At 28.7% G+C, this 15,843-nt stretch carries 14 protein-coding genes; 8 read left to right on the top strand and 6 right to left on the bottom strand.

Annotated features, from left to right (window positions below; translation table 11 throughout):
* Window positions 1-54: 54 nt before the first annotated feature.
* The 8 genes from ACULEV_RS10460 to ACULEV_RS10425 all read left to right on the top strand — a co-directional run bounded on the left by ACULEV_RS10460 (window position 55) and on the right by ACULEV_RS10425 (window position 8,339).
* Window positions 55-486, top strand: a complete 432-nt coding sequence (locus tag ACULEV_RS10460; RefSeq protein ID WP_445455002.1) for a DUF4252 domain-containing protein — start codon at window positions 55-57, stop codon at window positions 484-486.
* Window positions 487-647: 161 nt separating this feature from the next.
* Window positions 648-2,210 (top strand): hypothetical protein, encoded by a 1,563-nt coding sequence (locus ACULEV_RS10455; RefSeq protein ID WP_445455001.1) that lies wholly within the window; start codon window positions 648-650, stop codon window positions 2,208-2,210.
* A gap of 137 nt (window positions 2,211-2,347) precedes the next feature.
* A complete protein-coding gene (locus ACULEV_RS10450; protein ID WP_445455000.1) occupies window positions 2,348-2,950 on the top strand; it encodes a Crp/Fnr family transcriptional regulator in 603 nt (200 codons plus the stop codon).
* Window positions 2,950-4,158, top strand: coding sequence for a hypothetical protein (locus tag ACULEV_RS10445; protein ID WP_445454999.1), 1,209 nt, complete (start codon window positions 2,950-2,952; stop codon window positions 4,156-4,158). Before ACULEV_RS10450 ends, ACULEV_RS10445 begins: the two co-directional genes overlap by 1 nt.
* An 84-nt stretch (window positions 4,159-4,242) precedes the next feature.
* The gene (locus tag ACULEV_RS10440; protein ID WP_445454998.1) at window positions 4,243-4,800 is read left to right on the top strand and encodes a fasciclin domain-containing protein; all 558 of its coding nucleotides are present in this window, start codon (window positions 4,243-4,245) and stop codon (window positions 4,798-4,800) included.
* A gap of 162 nt (window positions 4,801-4,962) precedes the next feature.
* Complete coding sequence (locus ACULEV_RS10435) at window positions 4,963-5,397, top strand: OsmC family protein (RefSeq protein WP_445454997.1); 435 nt, start codon at window positions 4,963-4,965, stop codon at window positions 5,395-5,397.
* A 95-nt stretch (window positions 5,398-5,492) separates the two neighbouring features.
* Window positions 5,493-7,319 carry a hypothetical protein gene (locus ACULEV_RS10430; RefSeq protein ID WP_445454996.1) on the top strand — a complete coding sequence of 609 codons (1,827 nt, stop codon included), beginning with the start codon at window positions 5,493-5,495 and terminating at the stop codon, window positions 7,317-7,319.
* A gap of 60 nt (window positions 7,320-7,379) precedes the next feature.
* Window positions 7,380-8,339, top strand: coding sequence for a sterol desaturase family protein (locus ACULEV_RS10425; RefSeq protein WP_445454995.1), 960 nt, complete (start codon window positions 7,380-7,382; stop codon window positions 8,337-8,339).
* Window positions 8,340-8,772: 433 nt separating this feature from the next.
* Here the strand turns inward: ACULEV_RS10425 and ACULEV_RS10420 are convergent, their stop codons facing one another.
* From ACULEV_RS10420 to ACULEV_RS10395, 6 genes are all read right to left on the bottom strand, one after another.
* Window positions 8,773-10,761, bottom strand: coding sequence for a VPS10 domain-containing protein (locus tag ACULEV_RS10420; RefSeq protein ID WP_445454994.1), 1,989 nt, complete (start codon window positions 10,759-10,761; stop codon window positions 8,773-8,775).
* 133 nt (window positions 10,762-10,894) lie between these two features.
* On the bottom strand, window positions 10,895-11,365 hold the full coding sequence (locus tag ACULEV_RS10415; protein WP_445454993.1) for a DUF7674 family protein: 471 nt from the start codon (window positions 11,363-11,365) through the stop codon (window positions 10,895-10,897).
* Between the two features lie 156 nt (window positions 11,366-11,521).
* On the bottom strand, window positions 11,522-11,962 hold the full coding sequence (locus ACULEV_RS10410) for a hypothetical protein (RefSeq protein ID WP_445454992.1): 441 nt from the start codon (window positions 11,960-11,962) through the stop codon (window positions 11,522-11,524).
* A 184-nt stretch (window positions 11,963-12,146) separates the two neighbouring features.
* A complete protein-coding gene (locus ACULEV_RS10405) occupies window positions 12,147-12,581 on the bottom strand; it encodes a hypothetical protein (RefSeq protein ID WP_445454991.1) in 435 nt (144 codons plus the stop codon).
* A gap of 323 nt (window positions 12,582-12,904) precedes the next feature.
* Complete coding sequence (locus ACULEV_RS10400; RefSeq protein WP_445454990.1) at window positions 12,905-13,834, bottom strand: hypothetical protein; 930 nt, start codon at window positions 13,832-13,834, stop codon at window positions 12,905-12,907.
* Complete coding sequence (locus tag ACULEV_RS10395; RefSeq protein WP_445454989.1) at window positions 13,827-15,728, bottom strand: hypothetical protein; 1,902 nt, start codon at window positions 15,726-15,728, stop codon at window positions 13,827-13,829. Before ACULEV_RS10395 ends, ACULEV_RS10400 begins: the two co-directional genes overlap by 8 nt.
* Window positions 15,729-15,843: the final 115 nt, after the last annotated feature.

Below are 15,843 nucleotides of genomic sequence, written 5' to 3'. Positions count from 1 at the left end.
CATAATGTTTTGTTAATCGTCTTTAAAATAATAGCAACAATAAAAACGATAATTATGAAAAATTTTTTCTACACAATGGTGCTCCTATTTAGTACGACTATTATTTTTTCTCAATCTTTTAGTAAGTTTGAAAATAACAAAGATGTATCTTCTCTTGTCATAAATAAGGATTTGTTTTCAGATATTGAAATAAGTAAAAAAGGAAGTAATAAGGAAGAAGAGAAAATAGTTAATTTCTTAAAAAAGATAGAATTTGTAAAGATTTTTTCAACATCTAATGAATCACTTAGAAGCGAAATGAAATCGGTAGCAAGAAAATATAAAAAAAATAAAAGCCTAGAACAATTAATGAAGTTTTCAGATAATGGTGAAGAAGCAAGTTTTTTAATGAAAACAAATAAAAAAGAAGAGCTAGAAGAATTAATGATTTTTGTAGAAGGTTCTGGTGAAAATGAAAGTGTTTTAATCCTTTTTTCTCTGAGTTAGATTTTTATATAAGTGTTTATTAAACCTGTAAAATAATACTTTACAGGTTTTTTTATGAAGATATATTTGGTTATAGCCATAGCCTTCATGGTATTTAGATTTATTAAAATAGGATTGCTCCATCTAAAATGTTTACTTTAGTATGATAGTAAAACAATTGTATGGTTCGCACAAAAAAAATAATAGTACTAATTCTCGGTTTTTTCATTTTTTTAGGTATTCTAAATATAGGAACTAACCTTTGGTTAAAATTAAAATTACCCGAAATAATAAATAAAAAAAATGATTCTGATTATATAATTTCTTATAAAGACATTGATTTATCTTTATGGAGCTCAAAAATAGTAATTCACGAAATTTCACTTGTACCTAAGAATAATCTTGAAAAAACTAAAAAGAAAATTGGTATATATGCTACAGTATCAAAAATTCAGATAGATGATTTTAAAATCTTGAGTATTCTATTTGGTAAAAAAATAAAAGCAAAAAAATTAACAATTTCAACACCAAATATAGTTTTATATAAAAACTCTCAAAATGTAATTAATAATGCTAAAAATATTACTTCTAAAGTAATTAAACCTTTTGAGAAAGTAATAATTGTATCCGATATATTTCTTAATGATGGAAAGCTTAAAATCGTTAATAATGAAACGAACCAAAATCTTGCAAGTGTAAAGAATGTTAATTTAAATATCGAAGGTATTGTCCTTAATGAGGAAACATTAGCTCAAAAAATTCCTATTAGTTATAAGAACTACATTTTAATTTGTGATAGTATATTTTATCAAATAAATGAGTTTTATACTATTAAAATGCAAAAAATTGTTGCTACAGATAGTACTTTTAATTTAGAAAAATTTGAATTACTTCCGAAATATACTCGCAAACAATTTGTTCAAAAAATCCCAAAAGAGAAAGATTTGTTTACAATAAAGGCAAATGAAATAATTAGTAAGAAAATACAATGGGGATTTTTAAAAGATGATTTTTATTTTAAAACGGGTACAATTCAAATTGATGCATTAGACGCAAACATTTATAGAGGTAAAATGCCTGAAGATGATTTATCTAAGAAAAAATTATATAATCGTTTGCTAAGAGAATTACAATTTGATTTAAAAGTTGATAGCCTTCAAATTAAAAATTCTAAATTGGTTTATGAAGAAGAAAAAACATTTGAAGAAGGACCAGGTAAATTAGTGTTTAGTGACTTTAACGTGAATGTATTGAATATTCAGAGTGGCTTTAAAAAAACTAAATTATCAGATACAAAAATAGATATTAAATGTAATTTTATGAATGAATCTATTTTAGATGTAAATTGGAAATTTAATGTTTTAGACAAATCTGATGGATTTACCATTAAAGGAAAAATTTTAAATTTCAACACAGAACAGTTAGCTTATTTTACAAAACCATATATTAATGTAGTTATAAAAGGAACATTAGACAAAGTATATTTTAATTTTTCGGGTAATGATATTTCTAGCAAAGGTGATTTTGCTTTAAAGTATGATGATTTAAAAGTTGAAATTTTTCAAAATGAGAAACGCCATAAAATAAATAAATTCTTGTCAGCTATTGGTAATTTTTTCATCAGAGATGATTCTGGTGAAACTTTGAAAACTACTGAGATTGAAGTGAAACGCACTCAAGAAAAATCTTTTTATAATTTTCTTTGGATTAGTATTGCCGAAGGACTTAAGAAAATTTTAATTTAACTTTTTTGAAGGCACTAAGCCTATGCTTAGAAAAATTGGACTAGTTCTAAAATAAATAGACGATTTATAATTAACTATATGACAAATATCATATTTTAAATAAAGTTTATTTTTAATCTTTATAGTCTTAATTAGGTATGATTATGCAAATAGATGTAGATATATTATTTACTTGGGGTGCTGTGTCCAAAAAATATCAGAAAGATGAAATTATCTTTTATGAGGATGAAAGTGCTTTATTTTATTATCAAATAGTAGAAGGTACTGTTAAGATGTTTTGTTCCAATGAAGACGGGAAAGAACTTACACAAGGTGTTTTTACTACAGGTTGCAGTTTTGGAGAACCTCCATTGTTTATAGATGAAATTTATCCTTGTACCGCTATTGCAACAGAAGATAGTGTAGTAATTAAGATATCTAAGGATAAATTTTTGACTATTATTGAAAATTATCCAGAAATTAACAAGCGTTTTATGCAGCTTTTAGCATTGCGAGTTTATAGAAAAGCGTTGGCTAATAAACATATCATCAATCAAAAACCTGAATTTAGAATCAATGCTTTTTTAAAGGATTACAAACAAAAAAATGCAATTTCTGATTTCGAGAAACTTCAAATTCCTTATACAAGACAAGAAATTGCTGACTTTACAGGATTGCGTGTTGAAACTGTAATTAGAACTTTAACACAAATGAAAAAAAGTAACAAGGTAGAAATTAGCAATCATAAATTATTTTATTAATGAAATTAAATTTTTCATACTGGATTAAATTTTCATTATTTAATTTATTGCTTGTTGCCACTTTAGGGCTTTTAATGCGATATAAAATTGCTTTTGAATTGCCTTTTATTCATCAAAAAAACATACAACATTCTCATTCCCATTTTGCATTCGCTGGTTGGGTTTCTCAAACTTTAATTGTTTTAATGGTTCATTTTTTATCTAAGCAAAATAGCGCTATAAATCTTGAAAAGTACAAAAAGGTTTTTATTTCTAATCTAGTGTGTGCTTACATCATGCTTTTTAGTTTTATATTTCAGGGTTATGGATTACTATCTATATTATTTTCAACATTATCAATATTTGTTTCTTTTTGGTTTGCATTTTTATTTTTTAAAGATTTAAGATTGGTTTCTAATGAAGCAATAGCGAAAAATTGGTTTAAAGCAGCTTTGTTTTTTAATGTAATTTCATCCTTTGGAACTTTTGCTTTAGCTTTTATGATGGCAACAAAAAATGTTCCTCAAGATTTTTATTTGTCTTCTATTTATTATTATTTGCATTTTCAATATAATGGTTGGTTTTGGTTTGCTTGTATGGGTTTGTTTCTTAGTCAACTCACATTAAATTTAAGTATTGTAAAAGCAAATAAAGCAATATTCAATTGGTTTTTTATCAGTTGTATTCCTGCTTATTTGTTATCCATTTTATGGATTAAATTGCCCATTTGGATTTATAGTATAGCAGTGATAAGTGCAGTTCTTCAGGTATTAGTTTGGATAAAATTCCTTAAAATTATTATTCCAAATTTCATCAAAAACTTTTCTGTAGCACCTTTTTATAAATGGATTTATAGTAGCTTAATTGTATGTATTTCTATTAAATTTTTATTACAACTAGGATCAACTATACCAGTAGTAGGAAAATTAGCCTTTGGATTTAGACCAATTGTTATTGCTTATTTACATTTGGTTTTATTAGCCATTATTTCTGGGTTTATACTGGTTTATTTATTTACAAAACGATTTGTGTTTCAAACTAATGCCATTAAAAAGGCATTAGCATTATTTATTATTGGTATTTTTTTAAATGAATTGGTTTTAGCTATTCAAGGAATTACTTCTTTTAGCTATATTTTGATTCCATTTGTAAACGAAATGCTTTTTGGAATAGCTATTATTCTTTTTTTTGGTGCATTCAAAATGTTTTATTTGAACCAAAAAAAGTAAAAAAACTTGGTTTTATGATTTGACTCATAAAAATAATCGTAGTAATGTAGGTACTTTGTAGTATAATATAAATGTACAATCATTATGAAAAAAACAATCTCATTTTTAACCATTTTAGCTTTATTTTTTTTAGGAAGTTGCAATGAAAATAAAGAAACATCACAAGAAGTTACTACTTCAGAAAATTCAGTCGATTTAAGTGTTGGACAAGAAGGTGTTCAAGATGAAGTTTCCAATCCAAACATTGTTCAAGTTGCTTCAGGAAGTAAAGACCATACTACTTTAGTAACAGCCGTAAAAGCTGCTGGTTTAGTAACTTCATTAAGTAATGCTGGTCCATTTACTGTTTTTGCACCAACTAATTCTGCTTTTGATAAATTACCTACAGGAACTGTTGATGGACTTTTGAAACCAGAAAAAAAAGGTGATTTAGAGAATATTTTAGGATATCATACTTATGTTGGCATTCTAAAAACAGAATATATGCAAGATGGTCAAGAGTTTGACATGGTTTTTGGAGGAAAAGTAAAAATTACCAAAGAAGGTGAAAAAACTTATGTAAATGGGTCAGAAATAGTAGTTTCCATAACAACTTCTAATGGAATCATTCATGTTATAGGTGATGTATTATTACCAAAATAAAAGATAATTATTAGTTCAAAATTATTCCTTTTTTAATGAGAAAAGCATAGGTTATAATATCCTATGCTTTTTTTTTACCAAAAAATATACTTATATGATTAAAGTCATAAAAATAATTATAAATAATCACTCCATTTGTACTTTATTAAAAATCTAATTTAAATGGAAAATCACGTTTATAATGTAAATTTAAGATGGAATAATGACAGAAAAGGAACTCTATCATCTCCAGAATTACCAATAAGTATTGAAGTAGCTACACCACCAGAATTTGACAAAGGAATGCCTAATATTTGGTCACCAGAACATTTATTTACAGCATCAGTTGTAAGTTGCTTTATGACTACTTTTTTAGCGATAGCAGAATATTCAAAATTTGATTTTATTTCGTTTAAATGTGATTCCGAAGGAATTTTGGAAAAAATTGAAGGTAAATACTTAATGACTAAGATTATTTTAAAGCCAGAAATAGTCATTTCTAATCAAGGAAAAATAGAAAATGCACAACGAATTTTAGAAAAATCTGAAAAAGCTTGCTTGATTTCAAATTCTATTAAAACAGAAGTTTTCGTACATCCAACATTTATTTTTCAATAATTACGATCCTTTTAATTTATTTAACTCATGATAATTATCATGGTTTTATCTATTGATTTTCACAACTTTCGTAGTTTATTTCTAAAAACAAACCCATGCAAACTAATATTCATACTTTTCATATTCCTGTAATGGGATTGGCTTTTACAATTGATAGTCCCATTCGAGTGGCTCAATATGGAATTACTTCCACTATTTCAATCACAGATGACGATTTAATCGAAAAAATGAGAGCTTTTTACAGTGAAAAATTTAGTATTCCTTATCAAGAAATTTCAAAAAAAATACATGATTATCGTGCAGAGAGAATAACTCATTATTTAAATTTAATGGATACTATTGTAAACAATAAATTTGAAAAATTTAAAACAGAATTAGTAGAAAGCAAATCAGCTTTAGAAAAATACATTTCCTTACTTCCAAATAAGTCTAATTTAAAGAAAAACTTACAAGAGTTTATAAAAGAAGGAATTTTAATTAAAGATAATTTGGTTCATTTTATTGAAAAAAATATTCCTTTGGGCGAAATTGATGTTAATATAATGACTAAAGTTGACAAAGATAACTTTGATGGAAAAGAACAGTTGCCAATTGAATTTAATGATGCTCATGCTTCTTTAAGAGGTTTTGCTAACAGTAATCTTAATTCTTCTGTGGTATTATCTGCTGGAATGAATCCGAGATTATATAGCTATTTTGAAAATTTTTCTGATTTTTTTCCAAATGAGAATGCAGTCTTAAAAAAGAAAATAATTTTAAAAGTAAGCGATTATCGTTCGGCTTTAATACAAGGAAGTTTTTTAGCAAAAAAAGGAATTTGGGTTTCCGAATATAGGATAGAATCTGGACTAAATTGTGGTGGACATGCATTTGCGACTGAAGGGTTTTTATTAGGTCCAATTTTACAGGAATTCAAAGAAAAAAGACAAGATCTACTTCAAACTACACATGATTTACTGATAAAAGCACTGACTTTAAAAGAAATGCCTTTACCAGAAAACATTTTACCTGTGAGATTCACCGTGCAAGGAGGAGTAGGAACTGCTGAAGAACATGAGTTTTTATTAGAAAATTATAATTTAGAATCTGTTGGTTGGGGTTCTCCTTTTCTTTTGGTTCCAGAAGCTACTTCAGTAGATATTGAAACGCGAAAATTGCTAGCAAAAGCAAAAGAAGAAGATTTTTATTTGAGCAATATTTCGCCACTTGGTGTACCTTTTAATTCAGTTAAAGGTGTTTCAAATGATTTTTGGAAACAAAAAAGAATTGATGATAATAAAGCAGGAAGTTCTTGTCCAAAAAAGTTTTTGGCACTAAATAAATCGTATGACAAAGAAGGAATTTGCACTGCTTCTAAAAAATACCAAGATTTAGAATTAGAAAAATTAAACCAACAGAAAGGTGAAATGTCATTAGTAGAGTTTGAATTAAAACAGCAAAAGATAACTGAAAAAGCATGTCTTTGTGTTGGTTTGGCAAATGCTTCCTACCTAGAAAACGACATAGAAATTAAAGGACAACAGCAAGGAGTTGTTATTTGTCCAGGTCCTAATTTAGCTTATTTTAATAAAGAAGTTTCTTTATTAGAAATGGTCCAACATATTTATGGGAATACAACTATTTTAAAAGGAATTAAGCGTCCAAATGTGTTTATAAAAGAGCTTAAAATGTATATTGATTATTTTATAAAAGAAATTAATATTCATACAATTGAAAGCACTACTACTCAATTAAAAAAAGTGAATACTTTTAGAAATAATTTAATGGAAGGAATAGAGTATTATAAACACACATTTTCAAATACAAATTTTTTTAAGAAAGAAAAAGAAATTGTTTTAAAAGAACTTGAAAATTATAAAAACCTACTAATGAAGAGCGAGGAAACTAGTACTAAATGCCATATTGAGTTTTTTAATAATTAATTCTAGAATTTTTACATCCTAAAATTCGGTATTGATACACAGAAATAAAAGAAAAGCGGAATGAATGACGTATTACAAACAATACATGAGGTTTGTAGGGTAATAATAGAAAATATTACTAACCCAGAAAAACGGCTTTATTTTGGATATTTAATTTCTTCCACTGCACTTGCTTATTATGTGTATTATAAAACGAAATCTAAAAAAACATTTTGGAGTTATATTTTTAATAAAAAAACATGGCTTAGCCAATCTGCTAAAGTGGATTATTTGCTGTTAATTTTTAACAGTTTTGTAAAAGTAATTTTAATAGGTCCTTATTTATTTTTTGGTCTATATATAGCGTTTTATACAGATGATTTTTTAGCAAAAACTTTTGGTTATGAGTCTATAAAACTAAGCGTTACCCAAACTTTAATTTTGTATACTGTTTCGCTCACTTTATTGAGTGATTTTACTACATATATACTACATTACATGATGCATCGTTTTAAATTCCTGTGGGAATTTCATAAAATTCATCATGCAGCAACAACATTAAACCCAATTACCCAATATCGCATACATCCTATAGAGCTTATTTTGGTAAACTGTAAAGAGACTATTGTTTTTGGTCTTGTTATGGGACTTTTTGATTATCTTTCTGTTCATCAAATAGAAAAAATAACATTTTTAGGAATCAATATTTTTTCCTTTATTTTTTTGTTTTTTGGTGCTAATTTACGTCACTCTAGTGTTAAACTTAAATATTTTAATTTTTTAGAATATTTTTTCCTAAGTCCATATCAACATCAAATTCATCATAGTAACCTTCCTGAACATTTTGATCAAAACTTAGGATCAAAACTTGCCATTTGGGATTGGATGTTTGGCACTTTACTTTGTTCTAATCAAGTAAAGAAAATTACCTTTGGCATTAGTAAAGAAGAGGATAAACAGCATAAATACAATTCTTTTGTAAATAATCTTTATTTACCTTTTAAAAATATTTATAAAGCAATTTCAAATAAAATGAAGTAAATCATTATTAGTATATCTAAATAATTAGTTTCTATTTAATTATTTCTGTCTTTTTATCTAATTATAATTTTTGAATTTTGAAAAGAACTTAATTCTTATTTTTTTTAAACTCTAAAGACTCCGCAATCCCGAAAGCTTTCGGGACCTGACTTTGAGCTAAACTCTAAAAAACAATTGAATTATGTATTTAATAAATTGTGACTTACTTGTAATAACAAATTAACTACAGTTATATTAATTATACCTCAAAGTCAGGAGACTTTGTAGAGCTGGGATTTTAAGACAACAAAATTTTTACATTTATAAACTCATCTAAAAATAAACCTCCTTTAAATCACTTTAAAAGAGGTTGGGTTTTTATGATTTTGATTCTGAAACTTCGGGATGTTTTAAAAAATGGTAGTTGTGCAACAGTTACCGCTGTTACCTGCAGTTATTTTTCATTTAATTTCTTTCTGTACATATAGTCAGCAATTTTGAAGATTGCATAATTCTTATCTCGTGCAATTTCCTTAAAAAAATGGCCGTTTGTTATTTCATCTATTTGTTGTCCAAAGAGTATAGAGTTAGTTCGTAATTTTAATCCTTCAAAGTCAACTATCCAAGGAGTATATAGATAATTTGGTTTGTCGTCAGAGTTTTCAATTATTAATTTTTCCCCGTTTTGAAATACAAAAATAATTCTTCTCCAATTTGTCGTAGTACTCCAATTTCCATAAGCTTGCCAAAAGGCATTATTGATTTCTTCTTCGCTTAAAGTGAATAATGAGTCGGCAATTGACTTGTAAAAATTGAAATCGGTGTTTTCTCCTGGAAATGAATACAAATTATCAAAGTCAAAACGGTCTATACCTGATTTCTTTATACGTTGTTCTTCCTTGTCAATAAACTTCTTGAATTCTTTTATTTCGTTATCTGTAATTTTCAAATCTACCAATGAAACCTTTTCAAATCTTGATTTATCAATTATCTCAATAATCTGTTCTATTTTGTCTGCGTTTATTTCGCTAATTGCACGGGAAAGATATTTTGAAGATTTTGTTTTTTTATCAACTACAAATTTGTCGCCTTTTTTAATGTAAGACCTTAATGAACTATTAGAATGAAAACAACCTTGACTGCCATTTTCAAAATGTAATTCCTTAACTACGAGATTAGAAAAAAGACTTTCAGGCAAACTATATTTATTAACTGACTTTTCTTTTGGGTCAAAAGTGTATTGATTATTTAAACTTCGGTCTGCCAATACAATTTTGCTATCAAATAAGGAAGCATTAGCGATTGAAAAGTCCACGTTCATAAAACGATACCACGCTTTTTTCTTTTTATCAAAGTGCAATATATCTTTGTTCTCAAATCCATATTCTTCGCCTTCAAATTGAAGCTTCAAATAGGGTTCTTGAATGGGAATTTCATTTGTAAATAATTGAGAAACTATAAAGTCAACACTATTAATCTTATAAATACTTTCAAACGTTAAAACGAAAAGGTTGTTGTTTCTTACTCCAATTGCTCTTGGATTATTTTCGACAGTTTTCTCAGACTGCCAAGTTTTATAAAAGTCAATATTATATAAACTTATGCTCAAATCCTGATTAATTGTGTAAAGGTTTTCATTTTCGGTAATTTCAAAATCAGCTACATTTGGCAAGTACAACCAATCAATAGAATTTGATTTGGTTATAAACACTCTACCTTGTTGATTAATAATATAGTAATTTCCAAAAACTCTTATTTTCCTTATATCTGGTCGGTCTTCTTTTGAAAGTCTTTCATACTTTCCTTGACTTAAAGGTGTGGGTAGTTTTTCCCATCTTTGGCAATTATCAGTCGTTTTGTAGAGTACGTTCCAAAAAGAGCCAAACAACCCTGTTTTTTCATCTTTAGCAAAGTGAATTGTCGAAAATCTTAATGAATTTTCGTTTCCTGCCTTATCAAAGCTTTTCCAAGTTTCGCCGTAATTTTCACTATAGTAAATAAGTTGAGAATTTCCACTCATCCAAGCTTTTCCATTATCGTTAATGTAAGCAGCATCAATCCAACTACTTTTCCCGAATATTACTTTTTCCCAAGTTTTTCCGTGATTCCCTGACCAAAAAACAAAGTCTTGCTTTCCGCTTTCTTGAATAAACCCTGAAATCATCATAGTATCTTCAGAGAAAAAGTTTAATCTCTCAAATGTCTTTCCTGAACTAAAATTGTAAGGGTCAAGCGAACCAAAAGGTCCAATATGCCATAGTTTGCCAATTTGCTTGGTGTAATAAATATTTCCCGCTTTTGTTGCTACCCAAATTTCTTCTGATGGTGAAATTCCAAGTTCTGATACTCCGCCTGAAATTGATAATCTTGATAAATATTCTTCTTGTCCTAAAACGGTAAATGGAATAAGTATGATTGTCAATATGTGCAGTATCTTCTTCATAATTGTGGGTAACGTGTTCGTGTATGGAAAGTTGCGTGTTTGTGGGCGGGGATTTTCCGAAGGAAAATCGGAAGCCAGCAAACAAGCAACCAACTTTGTGTTAGCTAAAACTAGCAATTTTTTATACACGGTGTTAGGCACTGTTTTTATTTTTTTTATTCAGTATCTTTTCGCTTTCAGCAGTTTTTCTCCAATCATCTTTTTCCCAAAAATCAATTAATTCTCTCCACGCTTTGAGAGAATTCGGTTTCAGCCATTTGTCAAATGAACGATAATAATCTATTTCCGTACCACCAACATTTTGTATTCCCTCAAAAAGTCCGATTACAATAAGTTCTTGAACATAATGTTCTCCGTAAATCATTATTTCTTCCACATTGTTGAAGAAAATTTCGAAATTCTCTGTTTGTTCGGCTTTTTTCTTTTCAACTATAAATCTTGAAATATCTCCAATATCAACGTAAGCCAATCGGTCATTTGGGTCTTCATAATCAAATTTCACTTCTGCGTTATAGAAATCAATGAGTTCATTCCAATTCAAAATCAGTTTTTGGAAGACTTTCTCAATGTCGGATTGGTGATATTTAGTTTCTGGTTTATTCATTCCTCAAATTACTGGCAACGTTCTGTGGCTTGCTCTCAGTGGCGTTGAACCAACACCAAGCCATTACAAATATAACAAAACATTCCATTCAGCAGCGGATTTTCCGTAGGAAAATCCGGAAGTAGCCATTGAAGCAAACCGCTGTTAGCAGAAGTTTTACTTATCCTCAATAATTTTATACCTTTTATCTTCAATAAATAATTCTTTAGGAGTGGCTTTGTCAGGAAACTCAAATAATACTATTCGATCGATTTCTTTTTTGGGCTTTATTTTCGTTTTCGTGCTTGTAAAATATGCTTGAAGTTTTAAAAATCTATATAAACTGTCTTGTTCAGTTGAAATGTATACATCTTCAAAATCAAAAATGCAATCTTTTTCACCTTGGTTCTTCAAAGTAAGTTTCAATTTGACAAATTTCATTCCTTCTTCCGCTTCAATTAGCATTGAACCCATAGGTCCATTTGGTGGACCAGGTCTCATATAATCTTCAGAAATTTTCCTAAATTTAATAGTCAAACCTTCTACATTATTATCAACTTTAAATCCTGTGACAATAAGTAAAACTATTGTTAGTATTATTATTTTAATTTTTCCCATTTTTTTATTTGGTTTTTTGGCACTAATTTCTGCTAACGTCTTGGCACTACAGCGGGTTTGGGATTAAATTAAGCCCTATTTTCGGATTTGCCAATCATCCTAAATACAAAACCATCTTACCATTAAGCCTAATGCCCAAATCCGTTGTAGTGGCTGTTACTGGCAGTATTTTTTATTACTAATTCTACTTTTCTATTGATTCTGGTTGGGTCATTTCAGGTGTCATTTTTAAAGGATAATCTTTGTGAGATTCAGAGAATGGCACATCCTTACTCATTTCCTTCAGAGTTTCTTTTTTGCCATCCTCACATTGGTATTTCATTATCTCTCTCAAAATTCTATTTCTAATTCTTTTTTGTTCATCATTTCCCAGAAACGGGTCTAATCCCGTTAAGGTTTGGTCAGCAATTTTTTCATTATAAACCACCCTAATGGAATACCAATCGCATCCTATTATTTCTTCTGGTCCATCTTTAAAATAAAGTATGTAATCAGGTTTAATAAAATGATTTTTTACATCTTCCAATTTGGAAAGTAATTTTGGATCTTTTATACTATCAATAGAATATTCTTGACAAATTTTCTTCCAAGCTAAACTATCTAAGCAGGTTGGACTCATACTACCAATCTCCGAAGTTTCTGAATTAGCAAATTGACAACTATTAAGAACTAACGTTGTCAATATTATTAGGAGTGTCGTAATTTTAAATATCTTTTTATTCATTAAAACTAATTTGCTATTTAAAGAAGGAGTTCTGTCTTTAGTTAATATTGCCAGTAACGTTTGGCCGCTTTGCGAAGGCGGGGATTTTCAGCACAAAACTTCATTAGAAGCACAAAGTTTGATTTAACCACTGAACCGCCACTTTTGGGTAGCTGCTGTTATCGGTTCGGGCTTTTATTTTTGTGTTTTCTGCCTGTTTGGTCATTTTTTGCAGTTGTTTATACGTCTGTTTTAAAAACACTGAGCATTTCTTCCTTTTTCAAAATGTCCTTTTTTAATTTTGAAAATGGGTGCTCGCATAATTCATCGTCCTTGTAATTTACACCAAACCCAATTCTATATGCTTCTTCAGGTGTCCAATTAATGTTATCATAAGTTTTTTGCGTTAATATTTCTAGATAGTCGTCATTTAGAGAGTTTTTTAATTGCAAAATCTGGTCAACTATAAATTTATGTCCATTGTATGTTTCTTCTATGCGAAACATTTCAAATGTCTTTTTGATTCGGTCTTTTGTTGTAGGTTCTTTAAATTTAACAGAAATGCTTTCACATTTGTAAAGTCCTTTTGATGAAAGCTTGTAGTCAAATGAAAAATCGTTTATTATGTTGTCACTGTAAGGGTGAATGTGTTGTTTAATATCTGTTTCTTTATAGCCTTTAAATGTACTGTTACAAATTTTGCAACTTGGTATGAGGTTGTAAAAGGAAAGTGAAAGTAATGGATATTTGCTCTTTGGGAAATAGTGGTCGAAATCAGGTCTTGTCAGCTGACCTTCAACTTTTTTAGAACTAATAGTAATCGTGTATTGTCTATTGCAGTTTGGACAAGTATTTATTTGCAAATTATCGGCTAAAGAATAACCGTTATATTCTTGCTTTTTGTTGGTAAATGAATTGTAGTCAAATATTTCTCTGATTTTCGGATTGATTTTTTTGACACTCCCCTTATTCGTTGAATAAAACTCTTTATTTATTTCTAAAAGTTTGTCGGGCTTTTCAATCAAGATTTGAGTTAGATTTTTGTCTATAAATTCCTTTAGGTATTTAGGAAGGGAAGAACTATTAAGTTTTGCTCGAGTTTTTCTTAGCAATCCTTTTTCGTGTTCTGCTTTAGCGTTTTCAGTGTGTTTAGTAACAATATTAATCATTGCCTTTCAACTTTTTAATGCGATTTTCTATTTCTTCTTTTTGTTGCTCAAGTCTTTTAATTTCATATTCATTTGAATTATCAAATTTACTAAGCATTGATTGCAACTTTATTTTCAAAACAGGCTCGTCAATAATTTGAATTACTGCTTTGACCTTTTCTATTTCTTCTTGTGTTGGTTTTTCTAAATTAAGGATTGCGACTATTTCATTAATCTTTTTTATGGCAAAACTTCCTACTAAGCCGTTTCTTAAGAAAAACGAATCTGACATTAAAGAATGGACGTTTGCACCAAAAGATTTTCGTGGTTTTTCTTCGTTAGTTAAAACATACGCTTTTTTGTCTTGGCTTTTAATATAAGAAATATGAGTATTCGGAATGTCCGAAAGAGTTAACGTAGAGTGTGTAGTAAAAATAATTTGAATTTTAGGATAAAGTTTCCCGTTTTCTGTATCAAATACTAATGTTTTAGGAAGATATTCTATAATGTTGTAAACGTATTCTTTTTGCCATTGAAGATGAAAACCTAATTCTGCTTCATCAATTAAGATGTAAAGCATATTTGGTATCTTTTTCTTAGAAAACCTTTCTTCGTTTACTTTTTCAATGATTTGTGATTTTGCGAAAAAGAATCTGCTATACAAATTCATCATAGCTTTTTCGCCTGTGCTTAATCCTGTCAAAGAATAGCCAATAAAAGAACGTGGAACGCTATAATCTGAAAATTTGGAGAGTTGTTCGAGATATTTGTCTTTTAAGGACAAAAAATCTTTGAGGCTTTCTTTAGGTGAAATCCACGAAATTTCTCCATAATTTGAAAATTCAACTCTAGCATTTAAGATTAGATTCTCTGTATATTTTACAAAATTGATTATTGTTTCAGTGTCGTCAATCAAATCAATATTTTTTATAAATGCATAAACAGCTTCTTCATATCCAAGTTTCTTTAAGTCGTCAAGGCTTATGTTAATTTTTCCTTTATCTAAATAGTGATTTGTTCTCTCAAAATGATAGAACAAATTTTTTAATAAATGGTCAAGAAAAGTTGCGAAGCATTTTTTTCTAGTGAAAGGGTTGATTTCATCTGGTATTTTCCTTTCTACTTGTATTTTATGTTCTTCTGTAGCATATTGATTTACTATTATTCCCATATCATTAAATAGGTCGTAGTAATTTCGGTAGTTATATGGTACGTTCCGTACACTTGATTTTATCCCGTCTATTTTAGAGGGGAAATCACCCGCAACTGAAACAATCCTAATTTCAGTAGGCATATTAATTTTATTATTAAGAAAATCGGCAAAGTCAGAATTAATTGACAACTTTAGCTGTCGTTCAATTTCTTCTGCATTAAAAAGTTCAATTTGTGATAAATTAGGCTTAGTGCCTTTTTGTTCTTCTAAATCCTTAAAAATTAACCAATCTGTTGAAATGTCAACCCAAGCATTGTTGTCGTGTGTTAATGGATAAATTTTGTTGTCTAATGAAGGACTGTAATAAATTACTTCTGTGAATGCTGGTGTACCGCCACTGTGCTCAAAATCGTATTCTACGCTAAAGTGTTCACTATTGTCGCAATGAACATTACCGTTAGCGTCTTTATACACAAGTAAGTAATGGAACCAATCTCTATCTTGGGTTAATGCTGATTTTAATGCGTCAATAAAATTGCTTTTACCTGCTCCGTTTTCGCCTACGAATGCTGAAATGTTAATTATTGAATTGCTGTTGTCTGTCTGAAAGAAGTTAGGAATGTAAAAGTCGTTTTTTCTCCTTTTGACTATAATTTTCGTGTCAATATTTTCAGTGTAGTATTCATACTCTGAGCCAAAATTGAAACCTTGATTGTGTAAGTTTCTAAAGTCGGCAATATAGAAGTAAACTATTTCTCTCATTAATTATTTATTTGTGCGGTTTTGCTTGTCAAATTTGTCGTGTCGTTGTCTTGGTGCTGTGTCGTCTTAGCCTGACCGATAACTTATTTATATGTATGACATAATCATACATAGC

This window comes from Flavobacterium sp. HNIBRBA15423 (genome assembly GCF_052655965.1).
This window is presented reverse-complemented; position numbering and strand designations above follow the sequence as displayed.

What these genes read in the sequence shown, in the direction of transcription:
- ACULEV_RS10460 (WP_445455002.1), top strand. Translation starts at nt 55, where the DNA reads ATGAAAAATTTTTTCTACACAATGGTGCTCCTATTTAGTACGACTATT.
- ACULEV_RS10455 (WP_445455001.1), top strand. Translation starts at nt 648, where the DNA reads ATGGTTCGCACAAAAAAAATAATAGTACTAATTCTCGGTTTTTTCATT.
- ACULEV_RS10450 (WP_445455000.1), top strand. Translation starts at nt 2,348, where the DNA reads ATGATTATGCAAATAGATGTAGATATATTATTTACTTGGGGTGCTGTG.
- ACULEV_RS10445 (WP_445454999.1), top strand. Translation starts at nt 2,950, where the DNA reads ATGAAATTAAATTTTTCATACTGGATTAAATTTTCATTATTTAATTTA.
- ACULEV_RS10440 (WP_445454998.1), top strand. Translation starts at nt 4,243, where the DNA reads ATGAAAAAAACAATCTCATTTTTAACCATTTTAGCTTTATTTTTTTTA.
- ACULEV_RS10435 (WP_445454997.1), top strand. Translation starts at nt 4,963, where the DNA reads ATGGAAAATCACGTTTATAATGTAAATTTAAGATGGAATAATGACAGA.
- ACULEV_RS10430 (WP_445454996.1), top strand. Translation starts at nt 5,493, where the DNA reads ATGCAAACTAATATTCATACTTTTCATATTCCTGTAATGGGATTGGCT.
- ACULEV_RS10425 (WP_445454995.1), top strand. Translation starts at nt 7,380, where the DNA reads ATGAATGACGTATTACAAACAATACATGAGGTTTGTAGGGTAATAATA.
- ACULEV_RS10420 (WP_445454994.1), bottom strand. Translation starts at nt 10,761, where the DNA reads ATGAAGAAGATACTGCACATATTGACAATCATACTTATTCCATTTACC.
- ACULEV_RS10415 (WP_445454993.1), bottom strand. Translation starts at nt 11,365, where the DNA reads ATGAATAAACCAGAAACTAAATATCACCAATCCGACATTGAGAAAGTC.
- ACULEV_RS10410 (WP_445454992.1), bottom strand. Translation starts at nt 11,962, where the DNA reads ATGGGAAAAATTAAAATAATAATACTAACAATAGTTTTACTTATTGTC.
- ACULEV_RS10405 (WP_445454991.1), bottom strand. Translation starts at nt 12,581, where the DNA reads ATGAGTCCAACCTGCTTAGATAGTTTAGCTTGGAAGAAAATTTGTCAA.
- ACULEV_RS10400 (WP_445454990.1), bottom strand. Translation starts at nt 13,834, where the DNA reads ATGATTAATATTGTTACTAAACACACTGAAAACGCTAAAGCAGAACAC.
- ACULEV_RS10395 (WP_445454989.1), bottom strand. Translation starts at nt 15,728, where the DNA reads ATGAGAGAAATAGTTTACTTCTATATTGCCGACTTTAGAAACTTACAC.